Raw genomic sequence first — 16,272 nt, forward strand, 5'->3', positions numbered from 1 at the left:
TTCGCTATGAATTACAAAAAAGCGACCAGCTCGAATTTCGAGCTAGTCGCTTAACCGAATAAACGGATTTATTCAATTTTTAGGTCCATCAGTACCATTTGACTTAGAACCCTTTTTTGCGACAAGTAGGGAACCTAGCTTGTCTAAAGTACATCTTAGCGACGGGCTTCCTTAATACGGGCAGCCTTACCGTGCAATGCACGTAAGTAGTACAACTTAGCACGACGTACACGACCGAAGCGAGTAACTTCAATCTTGTCTACACGTGGTGAGTGTAATGGGAAAGTACGTTCCACACCAACACCGTTAGAAATCTTACGAACAGTGTAAGTAGCTTGGATACCAGTACCCTTACGCTTGATAACAACACCTTCGAAAAGTTGGATACGTTCGCGAGTACCTTCAACGATACGGGCGTGAACGCGGACGTTATCACCGGCGCGGAATTCTGGAATATCTGTACGTAATTGGTCTTTAGTGATCAATTCTAGCAATTGGTTTTGCTTCATAATAAATTTCTCCTGTTTCGACATTGATTACCTCATATTCGGCAGCGCAACATCGTTAATTTATCGACTTAATAGCCAACGACTATCTTATCATAGCCTTAACTGATTGACAAGTGAAACTTCTTGACACTAGTTAATTGTTGCATGGACTAAATCTTGTTCAACTAAGCATTCACCAATTTGAATCGCGTTCCATGCTGCTCCTTTAAGTAAATTATCAGCAACTACCCACGCATGGAAGCCACCTGGTTGATCTAAATCCGCCCGAATCCGGCCAACATAGGTTTCTTGTTGGCCAACCGCATTCATGGGCATCGGATAAATTTGCTGGGCGGGATCATCTTGTAAAACCACCCCAGGTGCGCTAGCCAACAAGGCTTTTAATTCAGCTGGCGTAACGTTAGTATCTTTAGTTTCAAAATAGACTGATTCGCCATGACCAATTGGCACAGGAACCCGGACACATGTCGCACTAACCGCTAGAGCTTTAGTTTCGGGATCACCGAGCAAAATTTTCTTAGTTTCGTGAGTCATTTTCCATTCTTCATATGTATAATCTTGTTCATCAAACACATCAATTTGCGGAATTAGATTAAATGCTAATGGATAGTGCTTAGCGGCACTCTTAACTGGTAAAATATGCGCTTCTGGGGTCTGCCCATCTAAAATCGCTTGGCTTTGGATATTTAATTCATCAAGCGCGCTTTGACCAGCTCCACCGGCGGCTTGGTACGTTGACACAATTACCCGCTTTAAGCCATATTGGCGATAGATTGGGTTTAACGCAACCACCATTTGAATCGTTGAACAATTTGGATTAGCGATAATACCTTGATGGTTAGCAAGATCGTTAGGATTTACTTCCGGTACAACTAGCGGTACGGTTGGATCCATCCGAAAGGCACTTGAATTATCAACACAAACTGCCCCACGCTTCACAGCTTCAGGTAATAATTGTTTAGAAACACTCCCCCCAGCTGAAGCAAAGACTAAATCAATCCCATCAAAACTACTTGGGGTTGCTTCTTCGATTACAACTGATTGGTCACGAAAAGCTAACGTTTGGCCCGCTGAGCGTTTTGATGCCAATAACTTAATCGTTTTTACCGGAATACTTGATTGGGCTAATTGTGCGATCATGCGATTTCCCACCGCACCCGTTGCTCCTAAAATTGCTACATTATATTCTCGCATATTGTGCTCCTTCATCATTTTTATTTGCTGCTAAATACGTCTGAATTCGTGTAACTGCCGTATTTAACTTAGTCTCACTCGCGGCATATGATAACCGGACATACCCTTCCCCACCAGGGCCAAAGCTACTACCAGGAATTAACGCGACTTTGGCTTCTTGGGCTAAGGTAACTGCAAATTTAAAATCATCATCCCCAAATTCAGCGGGGATTTTAATAAATAAATAAAAGGCCCCATCCGGACTCGCAACACTTAACCCCATCTCAGTAAAAGCTTGCACTAGCATTTCACGACGGGCTTGATAGGCTGCACGCATTGTGGCAATTTCTGCATCACATTCATTAAAGGCCACTGTTGCTGCTGCCATCGCACTATTAACGTGTGTTGTGACTGCATATTGATGTAGTTTAGTAATATGTTGCACGAGCGCAGCCGGCGCGGCTAATAAGCCAATTCGATAACCGGTCATGGCATACGCTTTGGAAGCCCCGCTAATTAAAATCGTTTGCTCTGGTAAATATTGAGCCATTGAAACATGTTGTTGGGTATACGTCAATTCACTATAAATCTCATCGGACATGACAAAAATATCATATTGCTTAATAATCGCTGCTAAGGCCGCTAATTGCGCCCCAGTATAAGTTACCCCAGTTGGGTTGGAAGGATAGTTAAAAACTAAACACTTCGCTGTTGGATGCGCTGCCAGAGTAGTTGCTAACCGTTCCGGAGTTAAGACAAATCCATCTGATTGGGTATTAACAAAGACGGGGATCGCCCCCAAACTAATAACATCTGATTCATATAGTGGAAAAGTTGGGGTTGGAATGATTACTTCATCCCCCGCTTCCAAAATTGTGGCTAACGTAATTTGAATCGCTTCAGTTGCACCGAGTGTAACTAAAATTTCATTGTCAGCGGCATAATGTAAATCATATTTACGGGCTAAAAAGTTGGCCATTGCTTGTCGTAATTCAAGGTTACCAGGCGTCTTAGCATAATGTGATTCATTATTTTCAACTGACGCAATTGCGGCCGCCTTAACTTTTTCAGGGGCATCAAAATCTGGTTCCCCCAAAGTTAATTTAATAATATCTTCAATATCGGAAACTTGTTCATCAAAAGCCCGAATTGAGCCTGGTTGTAATTGTTCCATTACCGGATTGATTTTTTTTAATAATTCACTCGTAATAACTGGCATTTCATCTACCTCTTCGTATTAGCAATGTATGCTTAGTTAGTCGCCAAAAATGCGGCTAGACGTTCAATTGTTGTTGCTAATTGTGCTTGACTAGCAGCGTATGATAACCGTAAATACCCTTCACCACCCGGGCCAAATGAATTTCCCGGGATTAACGCTACTTTGGCTTCATGTGCTAAACGTAATGCAAACGCCGTATCATCTGTCCCAAAACGGGTTGGCATTTTAATAAATAAATAAAAGGCCCCATCTGGACTGGCGACCCCAAAACCAAGGGCCGTTAATTGTGCAACCATATAATCACGCCGTTTAGCATATTCTGCCCGCATCACAGCAATTTCTGGATCACATTCATTAAAAGCCACGGTAGCCGCGGCCATTGAACTATTAATATGAGTAGTCACCGTATACTGATGAAATTTAGTTATTTCCTTAATTAATGCTGCCGGGGCGGCCACAAAGCCAATCCGATACCCCGTCATAGCGTAAGCTTTTGAAGCCCCACTAACTAAAATCGTTTGCTTGGGTAAATATTTAGCTAACGAAACATGGGGCTTGCCATACGTAAATTCACTATAAATTTCATCGGCGACAACAAAAATATCATGTTGTTGCATAACGGTTGCTAATTCAGCTAACTCTTCGGCGGTGTACGTAACACCGGTTGGATTTGATGGAAAATTAAAAATAATTGCTTTGGCTTGATGCTCGGTTAAAGTTGTGGAAAGTTGTGCCGGACTTAATTTAAACCCATTTGCTGCAGTATTAACACAGACGGGTACGGCCCCTAAACTAGCCAAAATCGATAAATACATTGGATAACCAGGCGTTGGCACAATAACTTTATCACCCGGTTTTAAAATCGTCCGTAATGAAGTTTCCAACGCTTCCATGGCACCCACCGTAACAATTACTTCACTGGTTGGTGCATACTCAAGATCATATTTACGGTGTAAAAAATCACTAATCGCCGTTCTAAGTGCTAATGATCCCTGGGTTTTACCGTAATGCGAGTCATTATTTTTAATCGACGCCACCGCGGCGGCTTTAATTTTGGCAGGTGCATCAAAATCAGGTTCCCCAATCGTTAATTTAATAATGTCAGGAATATCTGAAATTTGTGCATCAAACGCGCGAATTGCGGCGGGTTTTAACGTATCCATAATTGGATTAATCCGGTTCAAAAGAGTTGCTGAAATTGCGGGCATCGTAACGCCACCTCACTTATAGAATATTTTCTAAGCCAATAACTAATTGATCAAGGGTTGAAATTTTTTGTAATGCCAATTTTACCCCTGGCATGAATGATTCGCGATTGAATGAATCGTGACGAATAGTTAACATTTCCCCGGTACCACCAAATAAAATTTCTTGATGGGCAACTAAACCTGGCAAGCGCACTGAATGGATGGGCACATTACCATCGGGCTTAATTTTATTAGCCGTATATTTAGCCGTACCAGAAGGTGCATCAACTTTTTTAATGTTGTGCATTTCAATAATTTCAACATCTGGTAAATATTGAGCTGCTTGTTGGGCTAATTGAATCATCAAGACTGCCGCCACACTAAAGTTTGGCACAATTAACCCACCTAAGTGTTGAGCTTGAGCCAATGCTTGTAATTCCGTGATTTGGGCAGGTGTTAAGCCGGTCGTCCCAATTAATGGTCGCATTCCTTTTTGTAATGCGGCTTGCGCATTGGCAAAAACCGCGCTTGGAACTGATAAATCCAGCCACACATCTGCAAAATGATCGGGAATGGTTGCTAAATCAGTAAATACTGGTACCGCTAAATCAGTTGCCTTACCATGGGGCGCATAACCACCGACAAGTTCAAAATCTGAACATTCAGTCACCATTTTAACAGCTTCGACCCCCATTTTGCCATTAAAACCGGAAATTATTAATCTTAACATTAGTTTTTCTCCAATTTTTCCAAAATTTCGGCGATTTCAGCTTCATCTAAATCTACAAGTGGCAAGCGCACACCACCCGTTGCAAAGCCGGCCGCTGTTAACGCTGCTTTAACCGGGGTTGGTGATGGGTAACTAAATAAAGTATCCACTTTTGGATTTAAGAAGCGTTGGATGCGACCAGCTTCGGCAACATTACCAGCATCTAATGCGGTAAATAATGCTTGAAATTCATCCCCGTATAAATGACTAGCCACTGATACCACCCCAGCTGCCCCTAACGCTTTGGCCGTTAATGCTTGCCCATCTTCACCGGTGTAAACGGCAAAATCACTGGGTGCATGTTCAATAATTGCGGCTAATTCATCTAAATCAGTACATTGTTTAAGCGCCGTAATGCGGGGATGCTTAGCTAACGTTAAGATAGTGTCAACCGATGCTTTCACCGTCGAACGTCCCGGAATATTGTAAACCATCAATGGTAAATCAACATTATCGGCAATCGCTGTAAAGTGGGCAATTAAGCCTTTTTGATTAGGTTTGTTGTAATATGGCACGACCGCTAAAGCCCCATCAATTCCAGGAATTTCAGCTACTGCCTGGCCAAATTCAATTGAAGCCGCCGTATTGTTGGTTCCAATATTAGCAATAATTGGGCCCCGACCGGCCACGATTTTAACAAAACCTTGATATAATTCAATTTTTTCCCGATCTGACATCGTGGCGCCTTCACCAGTTGTACCGCCAATGACAAAGCCATCACTTCCATGAGCTAACAAATGATTGGTCAAAGTTTCCAGAGCGGGAAAATCAATTTTATTATCCGCTGTAAATGGTGTAATAATCGCCGTAATAACCCGTGCTTCATTTAATAACATTACTTAGTCCTCTTCTTTCATGCGGCTTTCAATAAAGCCAATCATTGTTTTAACGGCCGCCATAATTGCGGCTTCATTTGCTAGATATTTACTTGAGTGTAATGCGGCTGGTGAATCAACCCCTAACCAAAACATCATTCCAGGAATCTTGGCAACTAAATAACCAAAGTCTTCACCAGTCATCGCGGGTTGCGTTTCAACATAGTTAATCGCGGGATTACTACTAACATAATTGATGAAACGTGCTGTGATTTGGGGTGCATTAACGACGGGGAAATAGCCATCTTGATTCAAAGTTAATTTTATCTGACAACCAAAACTTGCTTCAATTCCGCGGGTAATCGCTGTGACTCGCTCTTTAATTAAATCAATTGTTGGTTGTTGCAATGCCCGAATGGTGCCATGCGCTTGAGCACTCCCAGCAATCACGTTATTAGCGGTTCCCGCACTAACATTGCCGATTGTAACAACCCCGCCCTTAATTGGATCAACATTGCGAGCAACGATCGTTTGTAACTGGACGAGCCATTGGCTTAAGGCGACCACCATATCGTTGGCTTGGTGCGGAAAAGCAGCATGCCCACTAATTCCCGTAAATTCAGCATGGATTTCCGTCGTGCCGGCAAATAACGTCCCATTACGACAACCAATCGTCCCCGCAGCTAAGTCGGGATTAGTATGTAATGCATATAATTCATCAATTTGATTAGCACCACTTAAAATACCGCTCTCGTATAAGCGCATCCCCCCAGCAAAATTTTCTTCGGCTGGTTGGAAAATAAAGATTAAATTATCACTTGGTTGATGATTCGCAAAATAGCTTAAAATGCCCAACGCCACAGTCATATGAATATCATGGCCACACGCATGCATTTTACCAGGATTAGTTGACTTAAATGATAAATCATTGTCTTCTGAAACGGCCAAGGCATCCATATCAGTCCGATAACCAATTGTCCGTTGGGCATTAGTACCATGGACTTTCACTAAAATAGCCGTTGGTAACTCTGGTAGCGTGATAATTTCGATATGATCTTGCTTAAATTGGTGCATAATTGCTTTTAAAGTTGCACTAGTCTGGACTTCTTGTAACGCTAATTCTGGTATTTGGTGAAGATACCGGCGAATATCAATTAATTGCGCTTCCGTTAAGCCGCAATCGGCAATTTGCAAATCATCAATTATCATATCATCACAACTTTCGTAAACTATCTAATAGTGCTGTCTTCATTGATGTTTGAGCATCAACTTTTTTAATTACGCGCGCTGGCACCCCACCGACAACGGTGTATGGTTCAACATCTTCAATCACCACGGCCCCCGCGGCAACAACGGCTCCTTGACCAATTCGTACGCCTTCAATAACCACCGCATTGGCCCCAATCAAGACATCATCTTCGACAATTACTGGCGTTGCTGACGCTGGTTCAACCACCCCAGCTAAGACCGTTCCAGCCCCGATGTGGGCATGCTTACCAACAATGGCACGCCCACCAAGGACCGCCCCCATATCAATCATCGTGCCTTCACCAATTTCAGCCCCAATGTTAATTAATGCCCCCATCATAATCACGGCATTATCGCCAATCGTTACTTGATCACGAATGATGGCACCGGGCTCAATTCGGGCATGAATACCTTTTAAATCGAGTAATGGTACCGCTGAATTACGGGCATTGTTTTCAACCCGAAATTGCTTAATGACACTCGCGTTAGTCGTTAAAAATGGTTCAACAACTTCCCAATCACCAAATAACACCCCAGTGGTGCCAGTAACATAGGCTTCGATGGTCGCTGGGAATTCCAAGTTGGTTAATTCACCATTTACATAGACTTTAACGGGGGTTTGCTTTTTAGCATTGCTAATAAAATCAATAATTTCTTGAGCGTTTAATTCTGCCATGGAATTTCTCCTTCTATATAAAGAACGTTTTTTATTTATTCGTAACTAACATCGAGAGCAACTAAATCTTGATACGTTTCACGCCTGACTACCACCTTGGCAATCCCATTTTCAGCAAAAACGACGGCGGGGCGCCCATTGCGATTATAATTTGACGCCATTGAATATCCATATGCCCCGGTGGCTAACATTGCAATCACATCCCCTTGCTCAACATCTGGCAAGGCTTGGTGTTCAATTAAGATATCGCCGGATTCGCAATACTTCCCAGCTAGGCGAGCAGTTTGCGTAGTTGGTGCTTGCGGGTTTTTAGCCAAAACAGCTTCATATTCAGCTTGGTACAATGCGGGGCGAATGTTATCACCCATCCCCCCATCAACCGTAATGTATGATTCAATTCCAGGTACATCTTTACGCGTGCCGACACGGTATAAACTATAACCAGCCGGCCCAACAATCGCCCGACCCGGTTCAATCCAAATTGCGGGCATCTTAATTTGGGCAGTTGCGACCGCTTCCTTCACCGCATTGATAACGGTGGTTAACATAGCTTGTGGTGCTTTGGGTTCATCCGTTTGTGTGTAACGAATTCCAAAGCCACCACCAAGATTTAAAACTTGGGCGTCAAAGCCATACTCAGTCTGCCAGTTAGCTAAAGTTGCCACCAAAATTTTAGCTTCTTCCACAAAGCCAGTACTTTCAAAGATTTGTGATCCGATGTGGGCATGGATTCCACAAACCTTAAAGTGCTCATCAGCCAACACTATTTGCAAAGCTTCAGCTGCTTGACCACTGGCTAAATCAAACCCAAATTTACTATCAGCTTGGCCGGTTTGAATGTATTCATGCGTGTGGGCCGAAATTCCTGGGGTAATCCGTAATAAAATATTAGCGGTGGTGGCATGGTTGCGTAAAATTTCTTGTAACATCTTGATTTCAGTAAAATTATCGACCACAATCATGCCAACTTCTTGGTCAACCGCCATCGTTAATTCTTCATAACTTTTGTTGTTACCGTGAAAACTAATGTTAGCCATTGGAAAATTAGCTTGCATCGCGGTGAATAATTCCCCACCAGAAACTACATCAATATGGGCGTGTTCTTGCTTAACGACTTGATACATTGCAACCGTCGCAAAGGCCTTAGAAGCGTAACTAATTACATAGTCAACGTTGGCTGCTTCAAAGGTAGCGTGTAAATCTTGAAAGGTCTGGCGAATCTTGCTAACGTCGTAAACAACGAGTGGCGTTTCAAATTCATGTGCTAGTTCTAGGGCATCACATCCCCCAATCGCTAAGTGGCCGGCGGGGTTAATTGTGTAATCTGCTTGCATATCTCTTTTTCCTTTTCTATTAATCAACTAAGTAACGGGGTAACCGATCACTTAACTGATTGGCAAATTCCCATGGTTGTAAGTGGCAGTGGGCACAAACATCCCAGATATCAATTGTCTGCGTGCCATTCGTGCCTAAAATTGTGACGGGCGTGCCAACCGGCATTTCATGTGGTAAGCGGACCATCATCTGGTCCATCGCAATCTGACCGACAATTTCACAACGTTCATTACCGACTAAAATTTCAAACCCGCGCATCGCTCGAGTCAAGCCGTCACCATAACCCATGGGAATCGTTCCAATCCATTCATCGCCGGTCGTGTGATATAGATGGCCATAGCTAACCCCTTCACCGGCGGGAATTTGTTTAACAAAACTCAAGGCCGACTTGATTGTCATCGCCGGTATCAAATCAGTGCCAGGATTTAATTCTTTCCCTGAAGGTTCCCAACCATAAACAACCGTCCCCACGCGAATAAAATCAGTGGGTACTTCATCAGCGTGGTACATAGCAGCCCCTGAGTTGGCGACATGCACCATTGGGGGTAAACATGGTAGCCCGTCAATTACTTGATGCCATCGTGCAAGTTGCATTTCAAAGTAATCCGTTTCAGCCGTGTCTGATGTGGCAAAATGCGTCATAATACCTTCCCACGTAAATAAATTAGGATGGGCTTGCATCACGGCAACCGCGGCTTGAACTTCCGCGGTTGTTCGCATCCCAATTCGATTCATCCCAGTATCAACCGCCAATGATACTAACAATGGTTGATTACCAGTTAAAAATCCTTGAGCCGCTTCAAGCCACGCCACGGATGGGACCGTCGTAATAATTTCAAATTGAGCTAAAAATTCGGCATATTGGGGCTCGGTGTAACCTAAAATTAAAATTGGCATATCTAATTTAGCTTGTCGGATAGCTAAGGCTTCATCAACGACCGCCACCGCTAGACCATAGACACCTGCCGCTTTAGCAGCGTGGGCCATCTCTAATAGACCATGGCCATACCCATTGGCCTTAATAGCTAAAAACATATGTTTAGCATGACTTGTTTGCATTGTTACTTGAACATTTTGATTAATTGCCGTTTGTGAAATTTCAATACGACTGGCTCGCATTTGTGCTACTACCATTGGTTAAATCCTCGTTATTTTAGATTTAATTCCACGCTCCTCAGGTGATTTTAGGTACAAAAAAAGCAAACAAAAATGTTTGCACTTAAGCACATTTTTGTTTGCTGTATACGTTTTATACCACAAAAAAATCATGTTGTCGAAAGCGCCCCGTAGCCGACATTCTTGCTACGACAGTCCGATACCTCTTAAATATCGGCCCAAGTCCACTATCCTACTCAATAGTTTCCCTTCGGCGACCGCCCCTTTCAAACAAGCTCATTGTATCGTAGTACTCACTTATTTTACTCTTGTTGGTCGCAACCTCTTTGAATTATTAAATTACAATAATCATAACAAATATATTTTAAAGGTCAACCCCTTTTATTAAAAAGTGCTAAATTTAACCCAGCATTAATTTGAATCATTCACACAATTCTAATTTTTAGCTTGCTTTTTTTAATCATTGGTGGTTAAAATCGCAAGCAAGATAAAAATTCAGGGAGAACACACATGAAAGTTGTTAAGTTCGGTGGTAGTTCATTAGCCAATGGACCCCAATTAGAAAAAGTTATTAAGATTATGCAAGCAGATGATCAACGCCAAATATTGGTCGTCTCAGCCCCTGGAAAACGGGCGGCAGACGATATTAAAGTCACCGATTTATTGATTCAATATGCCGCTGAACCGACTAGTGAAGTTTTACAAAAAAAGTTATACGATCGTTACTGGGAAATTGCGGCATACTTTGAATTACCAGTTGAAAAATTCAGCCAAATAGATGCCCAAATAAAAAAACTCGCCCTCACTACTTTTGCTAACCAAGCTGACCAATTAGCCGCCTTTAAAGCCCATGGTGAAAAATTAAACGCGATGTTAATTGCCTTAATTTTTAATCACCTTGGATTACCCGCCATCTACGCTGATCCCAAAGCGCTAGGTATTTTAGTTACGGGAACCGCTGACAGTGCACAAGTGAGTGAATTCACATATCAAAATATTAAACGCTTCCCCTTCGATGAAGAATATTTGATTGTCCCTGGTTTTTATGGTTACACCGCCGATGATCAAATTGCTACTTTTGCCCGTGGTGGCTCGGATATCACGGGTTCAATTATGGCTCGTGGATTAAAAGCAAGCTTATATGAAAACTTTACAGATGTCAGTGCCATTTATGCTGCCAACCCCAGCATTGTTGCTCACCCCCGCGCAATCTCCCAAATGAGTTACAAAGAAATGCGGGAATTAGCGTATGCCGGCTTCCAAGTTTTTAATGATGAAGCGATTATTCCTGCCATCCAAGGTAACATTACCATTAATGTTAAAAACACGAATGATCCGAGTGCCCCAGGAACTTTAATTGTTCCCGACACCGCCTTAACAACTACTCACAAAATTACTGGAGTTGCTAATTCTAATCGTTTTGCCGCCATTTATTTACACCGGTATTTGTTAAACAAAGAAGTTGGATTCACCTTAAAAATTTTGCAAATTCTCCTCAAATATAACATCAGTTATGAACACATGCCTTCTGGGATTGATGATTTGACGATTATTCTTGATAAGAGTCAAATTGATACAAATATCATCCAATTGGCGATGGCTGAAATCCAACAAGCCGTTAAACCGGATATCCTTGAATGGTATGAAGACTATGCCATTATCATGGTTGTTGGTGAAGGTATGCGTGATCAAGTCGGAGTCTTAGCGGATATTTTAAACGCCTTATCAAGCCGTAATATCGGCGTAAAAATGATTAACCAAGGGGCTTCACGAATTGCCGTAATGGTCGGTGTCGCTCAAGCAGATGCCGCCGATGCTGTCGCGGCCATTTATACCGATTGTACCAATTAAAATTGTTAGCTTAAAATAGAAAAATCCGTTTGAAATTTTATTTTCAGACGGATTTTTTGCCCTACTTACTTAAAAATGCGGTTCAAGCGGTGGCTGGCGTTTATTTTTGGTGAAAAGCTTATTTTTTAACCATGGCAAGACCCAGTAATCCAAACCTAAACGACTTGCATTATTACCAACGATTAAAATTAAAATTTCGGCAATAATATAGCTGGGATTACTTGAAATTGCACCGGCAAATAAAAAGCTGAAATTCATCACTAAGCCAAAGAATACCGCTGCCAAATTAAACATTCCAAGCATTAAGCCTAAACCGACTAATATTTCACCCCATGGTACTAAGACCGAAAATAGCCCCGTATGTTCACCGTTATTAGTAACGAATTTAAGCAAGATTGTAAACCAACGAAATTGTTCACCATGAATCCCTTGAACTGGATTTTTAATTGCGGCGTTAATAAATTCATGCGCTGAAAAATTATGCATTATTTTATCAATTCCACTCATCAACCAAGCCAAACCAAGCCAGATTCGTAAGATAGTTGCTAGATACATAATCCATTTATTAGTTCGAAAAAATTCCATTATCATCGCATTACTCCTTTACTAGTGTGGTTACATTAATTTGTTTCACTATTATGGTTACTGAATGATATTACACGCATATGTATGGCGCTTTAATTTTAATTCACAAAAAAACCAACCAACGCAATAATTACGTTGGTTGGTTTTTAACAATCTAATTACATTATTGAAATGCTTATTCTGCCGCTTCTTCAGCTTTAACTTCGGCCAATAATTTAACTTGTTCCTTAGTTAATTCCATCTTTTCCAATAAATCTGGCCGACGAAGATATGTTCGGCGTAATGATTCTTTCATCCGCCATTCAGCAATTTTACCGTGATTACCACTAGTTAAAACTTCTGGGACCACCCGGCCACGGAAATCTGCAGGTCGAGTGTATTGGGGATATTCTAATAAACCAGTTGAGAATGAATCGCCAATGGCTGATTCACGATTACCAAGAACTTCGGGAATCAAACGGACCGTCGCATCAATGATTACCATAGCACCAAGTTCACCACCTGTCAAGACATAATCTCCTAATGAGATTTCATCCGTCACAAGTTCGCGAATCCGTTCATCATATCCTTCATAGTGTCCAGCAATAAAAGTTAAATGTTCTTCATTACTAAGATCTTCAGCTACCGCTTGGTTAAAAGGTACCCCCGCTGGATCAAGTAAAATCACGCGACCGTAATCACCAGCTTTAGCTTTGATATCGTCCATCGCATCAAAAATTGGTTGCGGCGTTAATAACATGCCTGCGCCACCACCAAATGGGGTATCATCCACATTATTGTGCTTGTTATTTGTAAAATCACGAAAATCAGTAACTGAAAATTCGAGTAACCCACGATCAACCGCTTTCCCAATAATTGATTCCGTCATTGGTTTAAACATATCAGGAAAAATACTTAAAACATCAATCCGCATTAATCATCCAACCCTTCTAATAAATCAATTGTGATGACTTGATTTTCAACATCCACATTTTTAATAACGTCATCAATCATTGGTAACAATAAATCATCCTTACCAGGCCGTGAAACCACCCAAACATCATTGGCACCTGTTTCAAAAATTTCTTTAACTTTACCAATTTCGACATTATCTTCAGTCACGACTTGGGCCCCAATAATGTCTTTGTAGTAGTATTCGCCATCTTCAAGCGTTTCTAGATCTGCATCCGCGACTAACAAGTCCATTCCCTTGTACTTTTCAATATCATTAATGTTTTGTTTATCAACAAATGACACTAAAATAAATTGCTTGTGGTTACGGACGGTAGCAATCGTTACAGGTGTCTTTTCGTTGTTATCAATAAATAACTGGTTCCCCTTTTGGAAACGTTCTTCAGGAAAGTCTGTGATAGCAATTACGCGAACTTCACCCCGAATTCCGTGGGTGTTTACCATTGTTCCAACTTTGTAAAATTCCATATCTATATCCTCGTTAAATTATTTCTTCAAAGCTTCAATTTCAATATACACTTTTTTACCGGCACTCAAATGTGCGGAAAAAATCAATTCCCGGATGGCATGAATAGTTGTCCCACCATAGCCAATTAATTTACCTAAGTCACCTGCATCAACCGCCACCACACAACTTACATTGGCCGGCGTTTCAGTTAATGTTACTGTCATCACATCTGGCTTAGTTATGAGTGGTTTAATGATGGTACTTACTAAATTTTTAAGTGCTTCTTCATTCATTTTATATTTTACCAAAAATGCTCAAGTTGAGCTCCTTGTTTATTGATTCAATTAAATAACGCCGCAATTAGGCTTATTTTATAAACTATAATTGTACCATATTTTAAGCCACGACTGGGTTTTTACCTTGAAAACTTACAAAATTACGTAACGTTACTAGCAGTAAATTGATTTAATGTTAGTTTTACTGACATTAAATGTTTAATTTTTCAATACCATTCTTTATGATATTGATAACCTTAATGACGTTATTTTTTCAATGATTGGAGATCAAGGATTATGAATACTGGTGATATCGTTTGGATTTTAGTATCAAGTGCCTTAGTGTGGTTAATGACACCAGGATTAGCTCTATTTTATGGGGGCCTCGCTAATCGGAATTTTGCAAGTAACACCGTTTTCTTATCGGTAATTGTGTTGGGAATTGCGCCCCTTGTCTGGGTAATTTGTGGCTACAGTCTCGCTTTTTCTGGGCACGGTTTACTCATTGGTAACTTTAAGCATTTCTTATTGCACGGGTTAACATATAATCATTCAACCTTTGGCTTACACATTCCTGATGCAGCTTACATGCTATTTCAAGGGATGTTTGCCATCATTACAGTTGCCATCATTACTGGCTCAGTAGTAGGTCGGATGAACTTAAAAGCGATGCTCTTATTTATTCCATTATGGCTAATTTTAGTTTATGCCCCACTTGCACATATGGTTTGGGGTGGTGGAATTTTACAAAGAATGGGGGCCCTTGACTTTGCTGGTGGGGATGTTGTTCATATATCATCTGGTATTTCAGGGTTGACGCTAGCCATTCTTGTTGGACGGCGGCATCGATTTAGTAGCGAAACCGATACCCCTGATAATATGTCCAACGTCTTAATTGGGGCGGCCTTACTATGGTTTGGTTGGTTTGGCTTCAATAGTGGCTCGGCTCTTACCATCAATGCAACTGCCATTCTCGCATTTATTAATACCAATATTGCCGCGGCTGCCGCTTTAACGACTTGGTTTCTGCTTGATTTTATTAAAACAGGTAAAGCCCGTATTTCAGCCGCTTTATCAGGTGGCTTAGTGGGTTTAGTGGTTATTACGCCAGCAGCCGGCTTTGTCACCCCAAGTAGTGCCATCATTATGGGCATTTTAGTAGCCCCAATTGTGTATTACTTGGCTGATTTTTTACAAACTAAATTTAAATACGACGATACGTTAGATGCCTTTAATTTCCATGGAATTGGTGGTATCGTTGGTGGTATTTTAACTGCCCTTTTTGCTACTAAAGACTATCACGGTATTTTGGCAACTGGCTCTTTAAAACAACTCGGCATTCAGTTACTAGCCATTATTATTACAATTGCTTTGGCCGCGGGGATGACGACGTTAATTGCTAAATTAATTAACCTTTGGTTACCATTACGAATTCCCGCGGATATTGAACGTAAAGGGATTGATCATGAACTGCATGGTGAATACATCAGTATGCTTAGTTCACCGCAATTTAATCAACATGTGCGTGCTAAACAAAAATTATAAAATCAACCTAGCGTAATGTGGTATTGTATTGGTATATTACCTAAATATTTTTAGATGTCATCGAAAGGATATTACATGACTTCCACATTTTTGCGTAAGAGCTATCTTTATGGCTTTTTATTAGTAATTGCCTTTATTCATATTTTTTTGCTTGGCTATAATACTACGATTGTTTCTGGTTTAGATACCGGCTTTCTGTTGAGTCGAATTCATGGTATTAATGATGCTTTGTTACAGCATAATTCTTTGAATAATCTATATAGTTTTGCTGATTTTAGTAATGTTGGTTCCGCTATTCAAAATTTTTATCCTAATAAATTTTTGCTCTTCTTCTCAATTCCATATTTATTAACCCATAATTTTATTTTAAGTTATTATACTGGTTTAGTAGTTTTAACCTTTATTGGCTTAATAATTGGATATCATACGATGCTCAGCTTTTGTGGTAAAAAACGGCAAGTGCACTGACCCCCTCGAATTGGAGTAAATCCAATCGAGGGGGTTTTCTTATGTATTTTTCTCAAAAAATAAAATTAGATGCAATTATTGAGTACCAAAATGGTGTTCCAA

At 41.0% G+C, this 16,272-nt stretch carries 17 protein-coding genes and 1 riboswitch; of the genes, 3 read left to right on the plus strand and 14 right to left on the minus strand.

Features of this window, described 5'->3' with window-relative positions:
* Positions 1-155: 155 nt before the first annotated feature.
* The 10 genes from rplS to alr form a co-directional block, all read right to left on the minus strand.
* Entirely contained in the window at positions 156-509 is a 354-nt protein-coding gene (gene rplS, locus LQZ76_RS08925) for a 50S ribosomal protein L19 (RefSeq protein WP_168722536.1), read from the minus strand.
* Between the two features lie 129 nt (positions 510-638).
* Positions 639-1,703 carry an aspartate-semialdehyde dehydrogenase gene (locus tag LQZ76_RS08930; RefSeq protein WP_230099376.1) on the minus strand — a complete coding sequence of 355 codons (1,065 nt, stop codon included), beginning with the start codon at positions 1,701-1,703 and terminating at the stop codon, positions 639-641.
* The gene (locus LQZ76_RS08935) at positions 1,690-2,901 is read right to left on the minus strand and encodes an aminotransferase class I/II-fold pyridoxal phosphate-dependent enzyme (protein WP_230099377.1); all 1,212 of its coding nucleotides are present in this window, start codon (positions 2,899-2,901) and stop codon (positions 1,690-1,692) included. Before LQZ76_RS08935 ends, LQZ76_RS08930 begins: the two co-directional genes overlap by 14 nt.
* A gap of 32 nt (positions 2,902-2,933) precedes the next feature.
* Positions 2,934-4,109, minus strand: a complete 1,176-nt coding sequence (locus tag LQZ76_RS08940) for an aminotransferase class I/II-fold pyridoxal phosphate-dependent enzyme (RefSeq protein ID WP_230099378.1) — start codon at positions 4,107-4,109, stop codon at positions 2,934-2,936.
* A 16-nt stretch (positions 4,110-4,125) separates the two neighbouring features.
* Entirely contained in the window at positions 4,126-4,818 is a 693-nt protein-coding gene (locus tag LQZ76_RS08945) for a 4-hydroxy-tetrahydrodipicolinate reductase (RefSeq protein ID WP_230099379.1), read from the minus strand.
* Positions 4,818-5,693, minus strand: a complete 876-nt coding sequence (dapA, locus tag LQZ76_RS08950; protein ID WP_230099380.1) for a 4-hydroxy-tetrahydrodipicolinate synthase — start codon at positions 5,691-5,693, stop codon at positions 4,818-4,820. Before dapA ends, LQZ76_RS08945 begins: the two co-directional genes overlap by 1 nt.
* Before the next feature lie 3 nt (positions 5,694-5,696).
* Positions 5,697-6,881 (minus strand): N-acetyldiaminopimelate deacetylase, encoded by a 1,185-nt coding sequence (locus tag LQZ76_RS08955; protein ID WP_230099381.1) that lies wholly within the window; start codon positions 6,879-6,881, stop codon positions 5,697-5,699.
* Positions 6,882-6,885: 4 nt separating this feature from the next.
* Positions 6,886-7,596, minus strand: coding sequence for a 2,3,4,5-tetrahydropyridine-2,6-dicarboxylate N-acetyltransferase (gene dapD, locus LQZ76_RS08960; protein ID WP_230099382.1), 711 nt, complete (start codon positions 7,594-7,596; stop codon positions 6,886-6,888).
* Positions 7,597-7,631: 35 nt separating this feature from the next.
* Positions 7,632-8,930, minus strand: a complete 1,299-nt coding sequence (lysA, locus tag LQZ76_RS08965) for a diaminopimelate decarboxylase (RefSeq protein ID WP_230099383.1) — start codon at positions 8,928-8,930, stop codon at positions 7,632-7,634.
* A gap of 19 nt (positions 8,931-8,949) precedes the next feature.
* Entirely contained in the window at positions 8,950-10,065 is a 1,116-nt protein-coding gene (gene alr, locus LQZ76_RS08970; RefSeq protein ID WP_230099384.1) for an alanine racemase, read from the minus strand.
* A 135-nt stretch (positions 10,066-10,200) separates the two neighbouring features.
* A riboswitch (Lysine riboswitch) is annotated at positions 10,201-10,382 on the minus strand.
* 175 nt (positions 10,383-10,557) lie between these two features.
* Between alr and LQZ76_RS08975 the strand changes: the two genes are divergently transcribed.
* Positions 10,558-11,898 (plus strand): aspartate kinase, encoded by a 1,341-nt coding sequence (locus LQZ76_RS08975; protein WP_230099385.1) that lies wholly within the window; start codon positions 10,558-10,560, stop codon positions 11,896-11,898.
* A gap of 69 nt (positions 11,899-11,967) precedes the next feature.
* Here LQZ76_RS08975 and LQZ76_RS08980 read toward each other — a convergent pair whose 3' ends face one another.
* The 4 genes from LQZ76_RS08980 to LQZ76_RS08995 all read right to left on the minus strand — a co-directional run bounded on the left by LQZ76_RS08980 (position 11,968) and on the right by LQZ76_RS08995 (position 14,175).
* Positions 11,968-12,483, minus strand: coding sequence for a DoxX family membrane protein (locus LQZ76_RS08980; RefSeq protein WP_230099386.1), 516 nt, complete (start codon positions 12,481-12,483; stop codon positions 11,968-11,970).
* Between the two features lie 175 nt (positions 12,484-12,658).
* Positions 12,659-13,396, minus strand: a complete 738-nt coding sequence (trmD, locus tag LQZ76_RS08985; RefSeq protein WP_230099387.1) for a tRNA (guanosine(37)-N1)-methyltransferase TrmD — start codon at positions 13,394-13,396, stop codon at positions 12,659-12,661.
* Positions 13,396-13,902 (minus strand): ribosome maturation factor RimM, encoded by a 507-nt coding sequence (gene rimM / locus LQZ76_RS08990; RefSeq protein WP_230099388.1) that lies wholly within the window; start codon positions 13,900-13,902, stop codon positions 13,396-13,398. Before rimM ends, trmD begins: the two co-directional genes overlap by 1 nt.
* 18 nt (positions 13,903-13,920) lie before the next feature.
* On the minus strand, positions 13,921-14,175 hold the full coding sequence (locus tag LQZ76_RS08995) for a KH domain-containing protein (RefSeq protein WP_230099389.1): 255 nt from the start codon (positions 14,173-14,175) through the stop codon (positions 13,921-13,923).
* A gap of 279 nt (positions 14,176-14,454) precedes the next feature.
* Between LQZ76_RS08995 and LQZ76_RS09000 the strand changes: the two genes are divergently transcribed.
* Positions 14,455-15,702, plus strand: coding sequence for an ammonium transporter (locus tag LQZ76_RS09000; protein ID WP_230099390.1), 1,248 nt, complete (start codon positions 14,455-14,457; stop codon positions 15,700-15,702).
* Between the two features lie 75 nt (positions 15,703-15,777).
* Positions 15,778-16,170 (plus strand): hypothetical protein, encoded by a 393-nt coding sequence (locus tag LQZ76_RS09005; RefSeq protein ID WP_230099391.1) that lies wholly within the window; start codon positions 15,778-15,780, stop codon positions 16,168-16,170.
* The last annotated feature ends 102 nt before the right edge of the window (positions 16,171-16,272 follow it).

The sequence above is a fragment of the Periweissella ghanensis genome (assembly GCF_918814755.1).
GTDB classification, from domain to species: Bacteria; Bacillota; Bacilli; order Lactobacillales; family Lactobacillaceae; genus Periweissella; species Periweissella ghanensis.